Here is a 17868-nt window from a genome sequence, read left to right as displayed (position 1 = left end):
CGGCAGCTTCTGATCGAAACCGCACCGGCAAGCAAACCCAGCCACAAATAACGTATGGGATCGCAGAACGATCCAAGCGGCCTTCATTGTTTCCATGCGCAATGAAGAACGTTCTTAACGTTCTGATCGCAAAGGGGACAATTCGAAGGCAGGACCGTTGCTTATTGGCCGCACTCGATGCCGGAATTGCTTTTCCGCACACCCCACGCAGAAATTGAGTGACGCAGGATCATAGCCGCTCCAGGGCGAAAAACCTAAATATTTCGTAAGGTTGGAACCAGGCGTGCGATTGGCGAGTTGATCGTCCGGTTAATCGAAAGGCCAAAACCATGAAATCTCTTATTCTTGCATCCATGCTTGCAGCAGCCGCCATTGTTTCGACCACCGCACCGTCACAGGCGGCAAACGTAACCGTTACCACCACCGAGCGCGCGCCGGCACACCGCTGGCACAAGCCGATGCACCACGTGGCGACGCATTGCTACGTGAAGACGGCCCGCTTCCACGAACACGGCCACTGGGTCGTCAAGAAGACCCGCGTCTGCCGCTAAGACTTATTTTTCAAGACTGGAGAACCGGCCGTCAGAGGCCGGTTTTTCTTTGCGCTCTGCCGGGCTGGAACTTTGCCGCTGGGGCGGCGTTAAGCTGGCAGAACAGGAGTTCCCGTCATGCGTCAAAAACTCACGCTACTTGCGATCGGCTATATCGCCATCAGCGCCGTCATCGTTGCCTTGGCCTACCAGCCGCACGGCACGACGACCACCCAGAAGACCGACCGCCTGGCCGGAGCGACCAGCAGTTCGCATTTCCTGGCGGAGCGCTTCGCCGGCTGATCAGCTGAGCGCCGGCTTGTAGGCAACGACGTGGAAATATTCCTCGTCCGGCAACGTCTCGCCGCGCAATAACTGCCCATCGACTGAAAACAGCATGGGATCGCTGTCAAAGCCGCTCTCGCCGAGTTGCGACCGAAGCTGCTCCGGCGTCGTTGCATAGACCATGATACCGAAATCGTGGGCGCGGTGCAGCAGAATAGCATGTTCGCCATCGCGCTGTTCCAGCGGCGCAAACCGACGCTCGCGCACCAGCCCGACGGCATGCTTCACAAGGCGAAAGCCGAGCTTCAGCGGATCGTTCGACCAGACGATCGACGAGCGCGCCCGCTTTTCCCCGAACCCATGCCAATTGCGGTTGAAGGTCGAGAACACGAAGGTGCCGCCAGCCTTAAGCACTCGGGACACTTCGCCAAGAATTGCCTTGCGCCCATCCGCATCCACGGAATCGATGCCGTTATAGCTGAATACCACGATGTCGAAGCTGCTCTTCGCAAAGCGTGAGAGATCGCGCGCGTCCATATGCTCCAGCTGGGCTGAAGGGTAGTTGCGCTGCGCTAGCGCCACCATCTCGGGCGTATAGTCGATACCGACATAATCAGCGGCCACCGGCTGAAACAATCCAGTGGTGCGGCCGCCGCCTATACCGATGTCGAGGATGCGCGCGCCCGCGCCGCGATTGCGGGCGATCTCGAAAACCACACGTTCACCCTCATTGATGAAGCCCGTGCTCGACCGGTAATCACGCCGGGCGAGGGGGTTGCTCCATGTTCTGCGGTTGATCTCTTCCATGCGATGCATAGGCACCTCCGGTAAAACCAGGAAATTTGGCTTTAACCTATGCCGCTGCCCGTGGAGCGTCCAATTACAGAACGTTAATCTTTTGTTAATGGTTAACGCAGGGCGTCAACCGAGCAGAATCTGGTTGCGGACACCGTGGACACCTTTGACCGAGCTGACCACCGCAGTCGCCCGCTCGATCTCTTCGACTGTGCCGACAGTGCCCGTCAATACGATCTCTTCATTCTCGGCCGTTACCTGAACATCGGACGCATCGATGCTCCCGGCCACGGCCAACGCCTCGGCTGCCGCAATCTCCAGCGTCGCGTGATTGACAAACTCGGCTTCGATCTCCGGCTGCTTGCCGTGAAAAGTGGCTTCCTTGAAAACCATGACCCTTCCTCCTTTTGCAATGGCAGAGAAACGCCGGAGGCAGCGGTTGGTTCAGATCCTACCAAGTGACCCGGTAGTTGATGTTCACATTTGCCGAGCGGCTTGAGGACAATGGATCATTGACGGCAGCGTTCAGATTGAGATTCGGCAGGATATTCTGGCTGACGCCGACTGAGCTCGAAAAATCCTGACCGAGGCCGGTAACGCTGCCATTGGCGGTCAGCGCTGTTCCCGTCCAGGGATAAATCAGCTTCATCGCCTGGCTGGCGGTGACCGAAGTCTGGCGCGCGGCCACCGGATCGAAGCCGATATTGACGAAGCGGCTGGTCTGGAGATCAAGCGAGTCGGAGAGAATGAAGCTTTTCGAGCGGCTGAGCATCAGCGCGCCGCTGCCGCGCAGCGTATCGACGCGAATACCGGCAGATTGCTGCGCCGGTCCGGCCGGGGTCGCCCTCACCTTGCTGATCTTGCCCCAGAGTGTCGCCTGCCCCGATCCCTTGAGGATCGCATGGCCATCGGTTGCCGATAACCCGAAATCGGCACCGGCGCTGGTTTCCCACTCGAACGGCAGACGAAACCCCATCGTTGCCTTGTAGGCCTGATCGGATACCTGCACCGGGTTCCAGATCAACAGATTGTCGGCCCGCGCCGGCAACGTTTGGGCAAGCCAGGCGGCGCATAGAATTGTCAGCTTCAGCAACGTCATCAAAGTCTGCCTTTTGGAGCGCCGAGACGCAGGAACCATGCGGAAGCATCGCGAAACGCGTCCGTTCATTCCTCCCAATTTTTGAAGTGGCAGGGCACCGCAGTGCCGTTTGCCGGGTGCGCCCAAGCGCTGGAATGCGGCTCTGGCCGTCCAGGCCACGCATCCCGTCATCCTCCATGGATGTTACAAGAGTCACATCCGAACGCCGCTCTGTAAACCCCTTTGCGAGAGAAAACTGCTGCGTTGCACACTTGCCGCACCACCCAAAGCCCTGTAGAGCCGAAGGCAAATGACGGCTCTGGATAAGACACGCGCATGAAGACCGGCCTCACCGCGCCGCGGCGCCTCAGCATCTTTGGTTCGACAGGCTCGATCGGCGTCAACACGCTCGATGTAGTCAAGCAGCTTGGTGGCCGCGATGCGTTCGAGGTGGTCGCAATCACCGGCAATGCCAATGTAGCGCTGCTCGCCGAGCAGGCGATTGCCTGCGGCGCCGAACTCGCCGTCACTGCCGACGAAACAAGCTACGACGCCCTCAAGGACGCGCTTGCAGGCAGTGGTATCGAGGTCGCCGCAGGCCGCGATGCCCTGATCGAAGCGGGCACACGCAATGCCGGCCTGGTGATGGCGGCAATCGTCGGCACCGCGGGATTGGCGCCGACGCTGGAGGCCGCCAAGCGCGGCGCGGACATCGCCCTTGCCAACAAGGAATGCCTGGTCTCAGCAGGCGAGCTTTTCGTCAAGGCCGTTTCCGAAGGCGGCGGACGGCTGATCCCCGTCGATAGCGAACACAGCGCAATCTTCCAGTCGCTGGAAGATGACCAGCATCATGCCGTCGAACGCATCGTTCTGACCGCTTCGGGCGGTCCGTTCCGCACCTGGACGCGCGAGCAGATGGCAGGCGTTACCGCCGATATCGCCCGCGCCCATCCGAACTGGTCGATGGGTCTGAAGATTTCAATCGGCAGCGCTTCGATGTTCAACAAGGCGCTGGAGATGATCGAGGCTAAGCACCTCTTCGACGTTCGTCCTGATCAGGTCGAGGTCATCGTCCACCCGCAGTCGGTTATCCATTCGATGGTCGGTTATGTCGATGGATCGGTGCTGGCGCAGCTCGGCTGCCCGGATATGCGCACCGCGATCGGCTATGCGCTGACCTATCCGAACCGCTCGAAGCTCGATGTCGAGCGGCTGGACTTCGCCAAGCTCGCGCGTCTGGATTTCGAGGCGCCGGATGAAGTGCGCTTCCCGGCACTGCGGCTGGCCCGCACAGCGCTGGAACGCGGCGGCCTGCAGGGCGCCGTCATGAATGCTGCGGAAGAAATTGCCTTCCATGCCTTCTGCGACGGCCGGATCGGCTTCCTTGAGATGGCCGATATTGCCGAGCGCGTGATGGATATGATGACCGGCCACGAGGCCGCCACGACGATGGAAGACGTCTTCGCCGTCGATGACGAGGCACGGCACCGCGCCGGCGAAATCATCGCTCAAAAGGAAATGGCCGCTTAAGCGGCCATTTTTATTACGTTATTTCTTTTTTCTTAGGCGACGTGCCTTGCAAGCGCACAGCGCGACCAGAGCGAATGCAGCGCGCCGACCAGATGCTCGATATCGGCATCGGAATGCTGCGGCGTCGGCGTGATGCGCAGGCGCTCGGTCTTCTTCGGCACCGTCGGATAGTTGATCGGCTGAACATAGACGCCGAAATTGTCGAGCAGTAGATCCGAGATCCACTTGCACTTCGCGGCATCCCCGACCATGACCGGCACGATATGGCTCGGATTTGGCATATGCGGAATGCCCTGTTGGTCGAGCAGCTGGCGCAGCTTGCGCACCCGGTCCTGATGGCGGGCCCGCTCGAAGGGGCTGGCCTTCAAATGCTGGATCGACGCGACCGCACCGGCAGCGAGCGCCGGCGGCAGCGAGGTCGTGAAGATAAAGCCCGAGGCGAAGGAGCGGATGAAGTCGCAAAGCGCCGTCGAGGCCGCAATATAGCCGCCCATGACGCCGAAGGCCTTGGCAAGCGTACCCTCGATCACGGTGATCCGGTCCATCAGGCCTTCGCGCTCGGCAATGCCGCCGCCGCGCGGGCCGTACATGCCGACGGCATGGACTTCGTCCAGATAGGTCATGGCGCCGTACTTGTCGGCGAGGTCGCAGATTTCCTTGATCGGAGCGATGTCGCCATCCATCGAATAGACGCTTTCGAAAGCGATCAGCTTCGGCGCCTTTGGATCGGCGGCCGCCAGCTTGGCTTCGAGGTCATGGATATCGTTGTGCTTCCAGATCACCTTCTCGCACTTGGCGTAGCGAATGCCTTCGATCATCGAGGCGTGATTCAGCGCATCGGAGAAAATGATCATGCCGGGGATCTTGCCGCCGAGCGTGCCAAGGGCCGCCCAGTTCGAGACATAGCCCGACGTGAAGGTCAGCGCCGATTCCTTGCCATGCAGATCGGCAAGTTCGCGCTCGAGCAGAACGTGGTGGTGGTTAGTGCCAGAGATATTCCGGGTGCCTCCCGCACCCGCGCCACAGTGGTCGATGGCGGCTTTCATCGCCTCGATCACCTTGGGATTCTGGCCCATGCCGAGATAGTCGTTGGAGCACCAGACCGTTACGTCTTTCGGGCCGTCGGCCGTGTGGCGCGTCGCACGCGGAAACTGTCCGCTGTGGCGCTCAAGGTCGGCAAAAACGCGATAGCGGCCTTCAGAATGAAGACCATCAAGCTCGCTTTTGAAAAACGCTTCGAAATCCATGCATATGCTCCAGTATCACGCGACCGTTTTGCTAAGCACACCGCCGCGCGTCAACCCATGGCGCCTCCTTTACCATCAACTGCGGCAAAAGGCGCATATTTTTGAATCATTCCAGACGAAAAAGCTTCAACCCAGCCGATAAAGCGGCTGGGTTGACATATCCGGAATACCGCTCGTTGCGACTAACCTACAGCGGTAACGGCTCGCTTCGTCATGACTTTTATCAAATTGGCGCGATATTCGGCGCTGGCATGCAGATCGGAAAGCAGGCCGCTGGCATCGACCTGAACCCCCATCGCGACATCGGGCGACCAGTTGGCCGAGAGCGCAGCTTCGAGGCCGCTGTGACGGAACGCACCATTGGCCCCGGCACCGGCAACGCCCACCCGCACAGTGCCGCCTGACCTGGTTACCAGGACGCTGGTGATCGCATAGCGCGAAGCCGGATTGCGGAACTTGGCATAGCCGGCTTTCTCGGGCGCGTCGAAGCTGACACCGGTGACGATCTCGCCATCCTCAAGCGCCGTCTCGAACAGCCCGGTAAAGAACTGATCCGCTGGCAACTGGCGCTTGCTTGTCACGATCGTCGCGTTGAGCGCCAGCATTGCCGCCGGATAGTCGGCAGCCGGGTCGTTGTTGGCGATCGAGCCGCCGATCGTCCCCATATGCCGGACATGCGGATCGCCGATCAGCCCCGCCAGTTCGCAAAAGGCCGGAAGCACGCTGCGAATCGCCGCGGACGAGGCGACTTCCGCATGCGTCGTCGCGCCGCCGATGGTGACTTTGCGGCCATCGACCTTGATACCCTTCATCGAATCGATATGCCGGAGATCGACAAGGTCGCTCGGCGCGGCGAGCTGCTGCTTCATCGTCGCAATCAGCGTCATGCCGCCGGAAACGAACTTGCCCTCCGGCTTGCCCGCGATCAACTTGACCGCCTCGTCGACCGAAGAGGCGCGGTGATAGTTCAACTCGTACATGGCCGTTCCTCCTCAATTGGTCGCACGTGCCGCCATCCACACCTTCTGTGGCGTGGCAGGCATGGTCAGCATGTTATTGCCGATGGCATCGGTGATCGCATTCATCAGCGCCGGTGGAGACCCGATCGCCCCCGCCTCGCCGCAGCCCTTGATGCCCAGGGGATTGCTGGGGCATGGCGTGTTCTGATGTGACAGCTTGAAGGACGGCAGGTCATCGGCGCGCGGCATGGCATAGTCCATGTAGCTCGCCGTCAGCAGCTGCCCGTTCTCGTCATAGTGCACACCTTCGAGCAGCGCCTGGCCGATGCCCTGCGCGATGCCGCCATGCACCTGTCCCTCAACGATCATCGGGTTGATGATATTGCCGAAGTCATCGGCAGCGACGAACTGGATAATCTTGGTATGACCCGTTTCCGGATCGACCTCGACTTCGCAGATGTAGCAGCCGGCCGGGAAGGTGAAGTTCGACGGATCGTAGAAGGCCGTTTCCTTCAGCCCCGGCTCCATACCTGCCGGCAGATTGTGGGCGGTGTAGGAAGCGAGTGCCACCTGGAACCATGGCAGCACCTTGTCGGTACCGGCCACCTTCAGCTCGCCGTTTTCGATGACGATGTCGCTCTCGTCAGCCTCCATCAGATGCGCGGCGATCTTCTTCGCCTTGGCCTCGACCTTGTCGAGCGCCTTGACGACAGCCGACATGCCGACGGCACCGGAGCGCGAGCCGTAGGTGCCCATGCCCATCTGCACCTTGTCGGTATCACCATGGACGATGGAAACGCTGTCGATCGGAACACCGAGACGATCGGCCACCAGCTGAGCAAAGGTCGTCTCATGTCCCTGGCCATGGCTGTGCGAGCCGGTCAGCACCTCGATCGTACCGACGGCGTTGACGCGCACTTCCGCCGATTCCCACAGCCCGACACCGGCGCCGAGAGAGCCGACCGCCTGAGACGGCGCAATCCCGCAGGCTTCGATATAGCAACTCATACCGATCCCGCGCTTCATGCCGCGGTTCGCGGCCTCCGCACGACGGGCTTCGAAGCCATTCCAGTCGGCAGCCTGCATCGCCGCGTCGAGGGAGGCATCGTAGTCGCCCGCATCATACATCATGATCACAGGCGTCTGATGCGGGAAGGAGCGGATGAAATTCTTCCGCCGGAGCTCGGCCGGAGAAATGCCGAGCTCGCGCGCTGCGGTCTCCATCGTCCGTTCCAGCAGATAGGTCGCCTCCGGCCGCCCGGCCCCGCGATAGGCATCGACGGGCGCCGTATTAGTGTAGACGGTGCGGACATTGGCGTGGATCGCGGGGATCGCATACTGCCCTGACAGCAGCGTCGCATAGAGATAGGTCGGCACCGCCGAAGAGAAGAGCGACATATACGCGCCGAGATTGGCGATCGTATCGACCTTGAGCCCGATGATGCGATGATCCTTGTCGAAGGCCATCTTCACCTTGGACACGTGGTCGCGGCCATGAGCGTCGGTCAGGAAGGCCTCAGTGCGGTCCGAGTTCCACTTCACCGGAACGCCGGTTTTCTTCGAGGCCCAGAGACAGACGATCTCTTCCGGATAGATATAGATTTTCGATCCGAAACCACCGCCGACATCGGGCGCGATGACCCTGAGCTTGTTCTCCGGCGCCACGTTGTAAAAGGCGCTCATGACAAGCCGCGCAACATGCGGGTTCTGGCTTGTCGTGTAGCAGGTGTAGTGATCTTCGGCGGAATCATAGATCCCGAGCGCCGCCCGCGGCTCCATCGGATTGGGCGACAGACGGTTGTTGGTCAGTTCGATCTCGGTGACATGCGCTGCCGCCGCAATTGCCTGATCGGTCGCGCCTTCATCGCCGATCACCCAATCGAAGATCAGATTGTCCGATGATTCAGGATGGATCTGCGGCGCGCCCGGCTTCAGGGCCTCGACGGCTTCGGTGACGACAGGAAGCTCCTCATAGTCGATGCTGACGGCCTCGGCCGCATCCCGCGCTTCGCCGAGCGAATCGGCAACGACGATCGCCACGGCATCGCCGACATAGCGGACCGTATCGACCGCCAGCGGCCGCCACGCACCCATCTTCATCGGAGAACCATCGCGCGAATGGATCATCCAGCCGCAGATCAGATTGCCGATGCCATCGGCAAGCAGCTGCTTACCATCGAGCACGTCGATAACGCCGGGCATCGCTTTCGCGGCCGAGACGTCGATATTGGTGATTTTTGCATGAGCATGCGGGCTGCGGATGAAATAGCCATATTTCATGCCCGGAACGACCATGTCGTCCGTGTAGCGGCCCTTACCTGTCAGAAACCGCTTGTCTTCCTTGCGTGCGACGCGTGCACCAATTCCTTCAACACCCATGATGTCCTCCAATGGGGTTTCGGGCCTGGCATTCCGCCAAAGAGAATTGTGTTCGGCAGCTGCCAGACGAATTCAGGGGATGCTATTCGGCAGCCTGCTTGGCGCCGCCATGCATTTCGGCATTGGCGGAAAGCACGGCCTTGACGATGTTGTGATAGCCGGTGCAACGACAGATATTGCCTTCTAGCTCGTGGCGGACGGTTTCCTCGTCGAGATGGCCGCCGTGGCGGTTGATCATATCGACCGAGGCCATCACCATGCCGGGCGTACAGAAGCCGCATTGAAGGCCGTGATGTTCCTTGAAAGCCGCCTGAACGGGATGCAGCTCGCCATTTGCGGCAAGCCCCTCGATGGTCGTCACCGAAGAGCCGGAGGCCTGGACGGCCAGGATCGTGCAGCTCTTCACCGACTTGCCGTCCATGTGGACGACGCAGGCACCGCACTGGGTCGTATCGCAGCCGACATGGGTGCCTGTCAGCCCCAGCTTTTCGCGAATGAAATGGACGAGAAGCGTTCTTTCTTCACAGTCGCCGCTCACCGCGCGGCCATTCACCGTCAGTTTGACTTTCGCCATGATGTCCTCCTCGTGCCTCCTCCAGGCACAAGCGGCATCATTTGACCTTTTCCCTTTAGGATCAACCGCTACTTTAGGGAGTTGTATCAATTTTGCTTCACTGCCGAAGTCCGATAGAACGGGGCTCTCCTGAAACGTTATGAAACGAAGCGTGACCGCAAACTTTGTGGAGATTGCTGGACACGCTTTGTTTACGACATAGTTTGCAGCCTACGTGACAAAAACAAAAACACGTGAGGGACGGCTGCTGCCAGGGGGCAGCGAACCTTTTGGAGATGGAAATGAAGAAGATTATCGCATTCGTACTCGTCGGCCTCTCGATCGCGAGTTGCACGCCGACACAGCAAGGTGCCGGCATCGGCGCCGCTTCCGGCGCTGTGATCGGTGGTGTTGCTACAGGCAATGTCCGCGGTGCCGCAGTTGGCGCAGCGATCGGCGGCGTTGCCGGCGCACTGATCGGCCGTGTCGCCGAGCAGCCCGGGCAGTGCTATTATCGTGATCGAAACGGCAATCGCTACATCGACGACTGCCCGCGCGGCGGCTACTAAGCGTTAAATTCACCGACTAAAAAATCCCGGCCAGCGCCGGGATTTTTCATTTTCTGTACTAAATTAGCCCGCCAACAACTTAAATTGGTACACGTTTCGCATTTTTGCCGCTAAGGTGCCCGCGGCTGGGCAACGCGAAGCTTCATTTTCCATGTAACTAAAAGCGGCGGATGCAGATCAGAGGGACGACACCGAAAGCGGGTTTCGCGTATCGGCGGACAGGCACCATGATGGTGATCGCGGCAACGGCCGCGTTTTCGCCTGCATTGGTCGATGAGGCATACGCCTTTAAGCTGTTTGGCATAACGATATTCGGCAAGGACGACAGCGAAGCGGAACAGGTTCCTGATCCGGTGCGCTACGACGTCGATCTGACGTCGGGCACGGCCGATCCTGATCTCACGGAGGCCCTGCAAAACAGCTCGCGGCTGGTCGGCGACAAGGACAAGCCCGTCTCCGGCGATCTCGGCGTGGTCGTCAAGGCGCGTGACGACCGCGAACGGCTGATCGCCACCCTGTATGAAAAGGCCCGATATGGCGGCGTGGTGACCATCACCGTCGATGGCAAGAACATCGACAACCTGCCGCCCAATCCTGTTTTCGACCGGTCAAAGCCGGTCACCGTCAACGTCAATGTCGATCCGGGGCCGGTGTTCCACGTACGCGACGTCCAGTTCGGCGGCGATGCAGCGATGCGCAATCCCGCAGACTACGATCTGGCGCCCGGCGAAGAGGCGGGCTCCCTCGTCATCATCAAGGCCGGCGACAAGATCGTCGAGCAGTTGAAGAGCGAAGGACGGCCGCTTGCCAAGCTGACGAAGCGCGAGGTCGTTGCCGATCATCGCACAAGCACCGTCGATATCGTCATCACCACGGATGGCGGCCCCGTTGCCCCTGTCGGTACCGTTGGCGTCACCGGTGAAAAGACCGTCAAACCCGATTTCATCCAGCGCTATTCGCGGCTCAACCGCGGCGAAGCCTATTCGCCAGAGGCTTTGAAGAAGGCCGGAGACCGTCTGCGTGCACTCGGCGTCTTCTCGAGCGTCACCATTCACGAAGCCAATGAGCTTGCTGCGGATGGTACACTACCAATGACCATCGAGGTGTCGGAAGGCAAGCAGCGCTACTTCGGCTTCGGCGCCAACTACTCCACGATCGACGGCTTCGGCCTGCAAGGCTATTGGGGCCATCGCAATCTTTTCGGTGAGGCGGAATCGCTACGTATCGAAGGAACAGTCGGCCGGCTCGGCGAGAACGACATCAGCAATCTCGACTATTCGACCGGCATTTCCTTCACCAAGCCTGGCGCCTTCTTCCCGGCGGGAACGCTCAAGGCATCAATCCTTGCCAAGACGGAAAATCCAGACGCCTACAATGCCTCGCTGATCACCGGCTCGCTCGGTTACTCCTACGAACTCAGCGATCAGGACACCGTGTCGGCCGCAGCCGAGATCAGCTACGAAAAAGACGACGACGCCTTCGGCAACAACGAGTATCTGACCTTCGCTCTGCCACTGACATACGAGCGCGACGCCCGCGACAACAAGTTCAATCCGACGGAAGGCTACCGCGCGACACTCGCGGCAACGCCGAGCTATGAAGCCTTCAACGGCACCATCTTCTCCTCCTTCGAGGGCTCGATCTCGGGCTATCAGGCGATCGGCCAGGAGGACAATGTAGTGTTCGCCGGTAAGGTGGCCGCGGGTTTCCTGGTCGGCGGCGAGCTGCAGGACATTCCCGCCACCCGCCGCTTCTTTGCCGGCGGTGGTGGCTCGGTGCGCGGCTACGGCTATCAGGAGATCTCGCCCTACGACGCCGACAACGAGGCGACCGGCGGCAAGTCCTATGTAACCGCCTCGCTGGAAGCACGCGTCAGGATCACCGATACGATCGGCATCGTCCCCTTCATCGACGTCGGCACGGTCTCGGCAGAAACCTTCCCCGATTTCGGCGATTTCCGCGCCGGCGCCGGCGTCGGTATTCGCTATGCCACGCCTTTCGGTCCGCTGCGGCTTGATTTTGCCGTACCGCTGAACAAGTACGAAAATGGCACGGCCTATGGAATCTACGCCGGCATAGGCCAATCATTCTAACGGCGGGAGACGCAGCGGATGAACCCGTTGCACCGCCATGCGAACGGGATAGTGTCCGCCTTCATGCAAGCACTGACGAAACTCATGAACTGGATTGCAAGGCTGCTGGGCTATGGCCTCGGCCTAGTGCTTGTCGTTGCCGCGATTGCAATCGTCATTTTCGGCTTCACCTCCTTCGGTTCGCGCATCGTTACCGAAAAGGTCGCGGAGATCATCTCCAACCGGGACATGAACATCCAGATCCGCGAGCCCGGCAGTCTGCTGACAGGCGGCCTCGATGCTGCACAGATCACGATATCGGACACCCGCGGTGTTTTCGCCGAAGCGAGAGGAATCTCCGTCAACTGGAATCCCTTGGCGCTGCTGACCGGCACATTCCATGCCAAGCAGATCGGCATCCAGTCGATCACCGTCGTCCGCAAACCGGTGCGCACATTGCCGTCGCCGCCGGATACCGGCGAGGAAGGCGGCTTCAAGCTGCCTATCAAGATCGACATCGAAAACATTGCGCTGCCGCAGATCAATCTCAGCGAGCAGCTTGTCGGCCGCGCCTTCACGCTGGTCGCGGGCGGCAATCTCCAGGCCGATCAGAACGGTGGCCACGCGGTTCTCAACGTCAATCGCCAGTCGGTGCCGGACGCCAAGCTGAACGCCGACGTTGCCTTCATGCCCGAGGAAAACCACCTTCGCCTCAAGGCTCAGCTTGCCGAACCGAAGGGCGGCGTGATGGCGACTCTGCTGTCGCTGCCGGGCGATCCATCCGTCAATCTGTCGATCGATGGCGACGGGCCGATTTCGAACTGGAAGGCCAAGCTGCTGGCGGCCCTCGATGGACAGCCCCGCGCTTCGATCGAAGGCCAGCATGTGCTGACGCCGGAGGGTCTTCACCAGATCAACCTGAAAGGCGGCGGCGATCTGAGCTCGCTCCTGCCCCCACCCTTCCGCCCGCTCTTTGCAGGGCAGACGAATATCGATCTGGCCGCCACTTTCGATAACAAGGGCAAGATCGACATCCAGACCGGCAACATCGCCACGGGAAGCGTCGTCATAGCCGCCTCCGGCACGCTCGATCCGGCAGGCAACAACAGCCTGAATGCCAATGTTCTTGGCACATCCGGCCCGGTCGACTTCCGCTGGCCGCTTGAAAAGGGTGAAGCGCGCCTGCTCGTTAGCGGCCTCAACGTCGCCCTGACCGGCGACGCCAAGGCTGCCCGGCTGAATGCCAGCGCATCCCTGGACGCGATCACCGTTCCTCAGGCCACGGCAAGCAACGTCAAGCTGACGGCCAAGAGCGATGCCTTCAACATCGCCAAGAAAAGCGGCGGCGTGCAGGTCCGTCTTGTGGCCGGCGATACGGCCTTCATCAATCCCGACGTCAACCGGGCGGTCCAGGGGCCGGTCACGCTGGCAGCCCCGCTTCAGATCGCGCCCGATAGCATTGGCTTCAACGGCACGACATTCGAAAGCGCCAATGCCAGCGGCAGCGTCAACGGCACTTACAGGCTCGAAAGCCAGGCGCTGACAGGCAATGCCAAGCTGACAATCGAACCGGCAGCCCTCCCGGTGGCGATCGCGCCGCGTTTCGACACGCCGATTTCGATCGAGACACAGGTTGCAGGCACGATCCCCTCGAAGATCAATCTGTCGAACCTCGTGGTGAAATCGGGCAGCCTGGAAACCAACGGCAACGTCACCCTCGACGGCGACACGCTGGCGGCCGATCTCAGCGGGCGGCTTCCCGATATCGGCAAGCTCGTTCAGGATACCGGCGGCGAATTGGCCTACACGGCCAATATCAGTGGCCCACTGACCGCGCTCGCCATCAAGGCGAACTTGAAATCTGCGGCGCTTCAGACCGCGGGCCGTACGCTCTCGGGTCTAGACGTCGCTCTCTCCGGAACCGCCGATCCCGATGCGCCGCAGGCGACGGTCAGCGCCAAAGGTGCGATCGACGGCCAGCCGCTGGCGATCAATGCCAATGTCCAGTCGAAAGACGGGACGACCAGCATTCCGTCGATCTCCATCGATGCCGGCAGCAACAAGCTGAACGGCAATATCGAGCTGACGCCATCCTTCCTGCCGAGCGGCAAGCTGAATTTCGATTTTCCGGATGTCGGCCTGCTGGCGGCATTGGCAGGGCAGCGCGCCGAGGGTGACCTGACGGGAGCCTTCGACATCGCGAGTGACGGCGGCAAGATCTCCATCAAGGCGAAGGCCAGCGGCAGCGGCGTCAGGCGCGACGGCCTGTCGCTGGTGAAGCCGGACATCGATATCACCGTCAGCGATCTGAAGGCCTTCGCGGCGAACGGGATCATCAAAGCCGACGAGATTTCTTCGGGCGCTAACACCATAAGCGGCCTGGCGGTCAATTTCACGCAGCAGCAGAACCGCACCAATTTCGATCTGACCTCCGTCTACGACGCCAATCCGCTGGTCGCCGCCGGTGCCGTCGAGACCAACGACGGCAGCATGAAGATCGAGCTCGACCGGCTATCGGCAAAGCCGCGGAATATTGCCGTCGAGCTTTCTGCGCCGACCGCCGTAACGATCGCCGGTGGAGCAGCAAAGCTGGATGGCCTGACGATTCGCACCGGTGAGGGTTCGGTCAGCGTTTCGGGCTCGGCCGGAGAAACACTCGATATCGATGCGACGATCAAGGACCTTCCCGCCAGCCTCGCCAACACCTTCGTCCCGAAGCTTGAGGCGGCAGGCAGCATTTCCGGCACGGTCACGGTAACCGGCACCCCGGCGGCCCCGATCGCGAACTTCAAGCTCGACTGGAAGGACGCTTCGACAAGCCAGACAAAGGCCGCCGGCCTCTCCGGTTTCGCGATCGCCGCAAGCGGCAAGCTCGCTGACAACAGACTGGATTTCGAAACCACCGCAGATGGCGGCAAGGGACTATCCCTGAAGGCCTCGGGCAACTACATGGTCGCCGGCGCCAATGCCCAGGCCCTGTCGGTCGATGCCGAAATCGCCAACGTGCCAGCGGGGCTCGCCAACGCCTTCGTTCCCGATCTCGGCGCCGCCGGCGTCATATCCGGCACCGCCAAAGCCTCCGGCACGCTCCCCAAACCCACTGCGCAATTCGATCTGTCATGGAAAGACGCCGCAACCAGCCAGACTGTGAAGGCCGGCCTTGCCAAACTGGCTATCGGCGCAACCGGCACCTTTGCCGACAACAAGCTCGCCTTCGACGTCGACGCCACCGGCGCAAAGAACCTGGCGCTGAAAGCCAAGGGCAACTTCGTCGTTTCAGGACTCGAAGCGAATACGTTGACAGTCGATGCCGACATGAGCAACGCCCCGGCTTCGCTGGCAAATGCCTTCGTTCCGGGCCTTGGCGCCGAAGGACTGATTTCAGGGACAGGCAAGGCTTCCGGCAGGCTGCCACGCCCTAGCGCCGAATTCGACCTGACCTGGACCGATGCCGCGACCGGCCAAACCAGGAAGGCGGGGCTCGCGAGTTTCGACGTTTCCGCCAAGGGCAAGTTTGCCGATAGCAAGCTCGATTTCGATACGGCAGCGAGCGGCAAGAACAGTCTATCGCTGAAAGCAGCGGGCAGCTTCACGATTGCCGGTCCCGATGTGAACAACCTCTCCGTCGATGCCACGATCGGCAATGTACCGGCCGGGCTGGCAAATCCCTTCGTTCCCGGCCTTGGCGCCGAGGGTCTGATATCCGGAACGGCCAAGGCCTCCGGCAAGTTGCCGAGACCGAATGCCGACTTCGACCTTACATGGACGGATGCCGCAACGGATCAGACGAAGAAAGCCAAGCTCGCCAGCTTCAACGTCACCGCCAAGGGCAAGTTCGCTGACGACCGCATCAATTTCGACGCGGCGGCAAGCGGCAAGAACAGCCTGTCGCTGAAGGCAACTGGCAACTTCGCCGTTTCCGGCCCCGATGCCAACGCGCTTTCGGTCGATGCCGACATCACCAACGTACCAGCTGGCCTTGCCAACCCCTTCGTGCCGGGCCTTGGCGCCGAAGGACTGATTTCCGGAACCGCCAGAGCTTACGGAAAGCTCCCCAATCCGGCCGCGGATTTCAAATTTGCGTGGAAGAACGCCGCGACCAGTCACACAAAGGCCGCTAATGTTACCGGTCTTGGCGTCACGGCCGATGGCCGGCTTTCCGGCAATACGCTGAATTTCAACGTCAACGCCAACGGCAGCGGTTCGCTGTCGGTCAAGGCGAAGGGCAGCTTCGAGGTTGCCGGCCCTCAGGCGAATTCGCTGCGCGCCGACGCTGACATCAATAATCTGCCAGCCGGCATCGCCAACGCCTTCGTTCCCAATCTTGATGCCGAAGGGGCGATTTCGGGCAGCGCCAATGCCGCGGGCAAGCTTCCTGTCCCCGATGTCGATTTCAAGCTCAACTGGAAGAATGCGCAGACCAGTCAGACAAAGAGCGCTGGCCTTGCGCCACTCGGCATCACCGCCAATGGAAAGCTCGCCAGCAACACGCTGACCATCGATACCGGCCTTTCCGGCGACGGCGGCCTGTCGATGAAGGGCGGTGGCAGCGTCGGTATCACCGGGCAGAAAGCGCTGGACCTGCAGTTCCGCGGAAACCTGCCCTTTGCCATTCTCGGCTCGCAGCTCGCCCAGCAAGGCTTCGTTGCCGAAGGCGCGGCGGATATCGATCTTCGCATTACCGGAAACGCCGGCGGTCCGGTGATCAACGGCAGCGTCAACACCAGCGGCGCCAAGCTGATCGACGTTCGCCGCAACCTGGCTCTCAATAACCTGACGGCCAGCATTACCATGAACGGCCAGCAGGCGACGATCTCGCGCTTCAGCGCCAATCTGGCAAGCGGCGGCGCGATCTCGGCCACCGGAACGATCGGTATTCAGCCGAATGGCGGTTATCCCGTCGATATCGACGTCAAGCTGGACAAGGCCGTCTATGTCGACGGCACACTCGTCGTCGCGACAGTCGATGGCACCGTCGGTCTGCGTGGTCCGCTGCTGTCCAACCCGACCTTGAGCGGACGCCTCGATCTGGAGAAGGCCTCCGTCACGGTGCCGGAAAAGCTGCCGACCTCGCTGCGCGAAATCGACATCAGGCACATCCACGCGCCCGCCGCGGTGCTCAAGCAACTGCGCGACGAAAGCCCGCCGAAGCCTGGCGAAAAGTCCTCGACGATCACGCTCGATCTTCAGCTCAATGCGCCGTCGCAGATCTTCGTTCGTGGCCGCGGCATCGATTCTGAGCTTGGCGGCAGTCTGACCATCAAGGGGACGGCAGCAGCCCCGATCGTCTCCGGCGGCTTCACCATGCGGCGTGGGCGCCTGACGATCCTGAACCGCCGCATGAACTTCACCGACAAGAGCCGCATCACTTTCGCAGGCAACCTGACCCCTGCTTTGGATATGGAGGCAAGCTCGACCTCGGGCACGACGACGCTGACGGTCGATGTCGGTGGTCTGGCGACCGACCCGGCCATCACCTTCTCATCGTCACCGGCCCTGCCGCAGGATGAAGTCCTGGCGCAGTTGATCTTCGGGCAGTCGATGTCAAAGCTTTCGCCGGTGCAGATCGCTCAGCTTGCCGATGCAGTCAGCCAGCTCGCCGGTGGCCGGTCGACCTCGCTCTTCGAGGGCTTGCGCAACCAGCTTGGCGTCGATGATCTCGACATCAGCACCGACGAAAAGGGCCAGACCAGCGTCAGCGTCGGCCGCTATCTCAACGAGCGCACCTATTTCGAACTGCAGCAAGGCGGCGCGGCCGGTGCCAAGGCGATCATCAATCTCGATGTCGGCCGCGGTGTGAAGCTTCGCGGTGCAGCGGGCGGCAATGGCGCCGGTGAAGCAGGCGTCGTCTACGAGCGCGAGTATTGACGC

Annotated in this window: 13 protein-coding genes; 6 read left to right on the top strand and 7 right to left on the bottom strand. The window is 61.0% G+C overall.

Features of this window, described 5'->3' with window-relative positions:
• Positions 1 to 329: 329 nt before the first annotated feature.
• Entirely contained in the window at positions 330 to 551 is a 222-nt protein-coding gene (locus AB4Z25_RS28220; RefSeq protein WP_112386159.1) for a hypothetical protein, read from the top strand.
• A gap of 117 nt (positions 552 to 668) precedes the next feature.
• The gene (locus AB4Z25_RS28215) at positions 669 to 833 is read left to right on the top strand and encodes a hypothetical protein (RefSeq protein ID WP_310296205.1); all 165 of its coding nucleotides are present in this window, start codon (positions 669 to 671) and stop codon (positions 831 to 833) included.
• On the opposite strand, the gene AB4Z25_RS28210 is transcribed toward AB4Z25_RS28215, so the two are convergent.
• From AB4Z25_RS28210 to AB4Z25_RS28200, 3 genes are all read right to left on the bottom strand, one after another.
• Positions 834 to 1631 carry a class I SAM-dependent methyltransferase gene (locus AB4Z25_RS28210; RefSeq protein ID WP_112386160.1) on the bottom strand — a complete coding sequence of 266 codons (798 nt, stop codon included), beginning with the start codon at positions 1629 to 1631 and terminating at the stop codon, positions 834 to 836. It abuts the gene before it with no gap.
• 105 nt (positions 1632 to 1736) lie between these two features.
• Positions 1737 to 2003 carry a BON domain-containing protein gene (locus AB4Z25_RS28205; RefSeq protein ID WP_112386161.1) on the bottom strand — a complete coding sequence of 89 codons (267 nt, stop codon included), beginning with the start codon at positions 2001 to 2003 and terminating at the stop codon, positions 1737 to 1739.
• Positions 2004 to 2061: 58 nt separating this feature from the next.
• On the bottom strand, positions 2062 to 2709 hold the full coding sequence (locus tag AB4Z25_RS28200; protein WP_112539060.1) for a hypothetical protein: 648 nt from the start codon (positions 2707 to 2709) through the stop codon (positions 2062 to 2064).
• 315 nt (positions 2710 to 3024) lie between these two features.
• On the opposite strand from AB4Z25_RS28200, the gene dxr reads away from it, so the two are divergent.
• Positions 3025 to 4218 carry a 1-deoxy-D-xylulose-5-phosphate reductoisomerase gene (dxr, locus tag AB4Z25_RS28195; RefSeq protein ID WP_112539061.1) on the top strand — a complete coding sequence of 398 codons (1194 nt, stop codon included), beginning with the start codon at positions 3025 to 3027 and terminating at the stop codon, positions 4216 to 4218.
• A 32-nt stretch (positions 4219 to 4250) separates the two neighbouring features.
• Here the strand turns inward: dxr and hemA are convergent, their stop codons facing one another.
• The 4 genes from hemA to AB4Z25_RS28175 form a co-directional block, all read right to left on the bottom strand.
• Positions 4251 to 5465: a 5-aminolevulinate synthase gene (gene hemA, locus AB4Z25_RS28190; RefSeq protein WP_112517719.1), complete on the bottom strand. Its 1215-nt coding sequence runs from the start codon at positions 5463 to 5465 to the stop codon at positions 4251 to 4253.
• Between the two features lie 182 nt (positions 5466 to 5647).
• Complete coding sequence (locus tag AB4Z25_RS28185) at positions 5648 to 6445, bottom strand: FAD binding domain-containing protein (RefSeq protein WP_112539062.1); 798 nt, start codon at positions 6443 to 6445, stop codon at positions 5648 to 5650.
• A gap of 12 nt (positions 6446 to 6457) precedes the next feature.
• Positions 6458 to 8803 carry a xanthine dehydrogenase family protein molybdopterin-binding subunit gene (locus tag AB4Z25_RS28180; protein ID WP_112539063.1) on the bottom strand — a complete coding sequence of 782 codons (2346 nt, stop codon included), beginning with the start codon at positions 8801 to 8803 and terminating at the stop codon, positions 6458 to 6460.
• A gap of 82 nt (positions 8804 to 8885) precedes the next feature.
• Positions 8886 to 9377, bottom strand: a complete 492-nt coding sequence (locus tag AB4Z25_RS28175) for a (2Fe-2S)-binding protein (protein WP_112539064.1) — start codon at positions 9375 to 9377, stop codon at positions 8886 to 8888.
• Positions 9378 to 9658: 281 nt separating this feature from the next.
• Between AB4Z25_RS28175 and AB4Z25_RS28170 the strand changes: the two genes are divergently transcribed.
• The 3 genes from AB4Z25_RS28170 (at position 9659) to AB4Z25_RS28160 (ending at position 17865) form a co-directional block, all read left to right on the top strand.
• Positions 9659 to 9925 (top strand): YMGG-like glycine zipper-containing protein, encoded by a 267-nt coding sequence (locus AB4Z25_RS28170; protein WP_112385738.1) that lies wholly within the window; start codon positions 9659 to 9661, stop codon positions 9923 to 9925.
• 170 nt (positions 9926 to 10095) lie between these two features.
• Entirely contained in the window at positions 10096 to 12018 is a 1923-nt protein-coding gene (locus AB4Z25_RS28165; protein ID WP_442210357.1) for an autotransporter assembly complex protein TamA, read from the top strand.
• Positions 12019 to 12081: 63 nt separating this feature from the next.
• Positions 12082 to 17865, top strand: coding sequence for a translocation/assembly module TamB domain-containing protein (locus AB4Z25_RS28160; protein ID WP_442210428.1), 5784 nt, complete (start codon positions 12082 to 12084; stop codon positions 17863 to 17865).
• Positions 17866 to 17868: the final 3 nt, after the last annotated feature.

The organism is Rhizobium sp. RAF36, from assembly GCF_052114105.1.
GTDB lineage: Bacteria > Pseudomonadota > Alphaproteobacteria > Rhizobiales > Rhizobiaceae > Rhizobium.
Note: the sequence above shows the minus strand (reverse complement) of the source record. Positions and strands in the feature narration are given on the sequence as shown.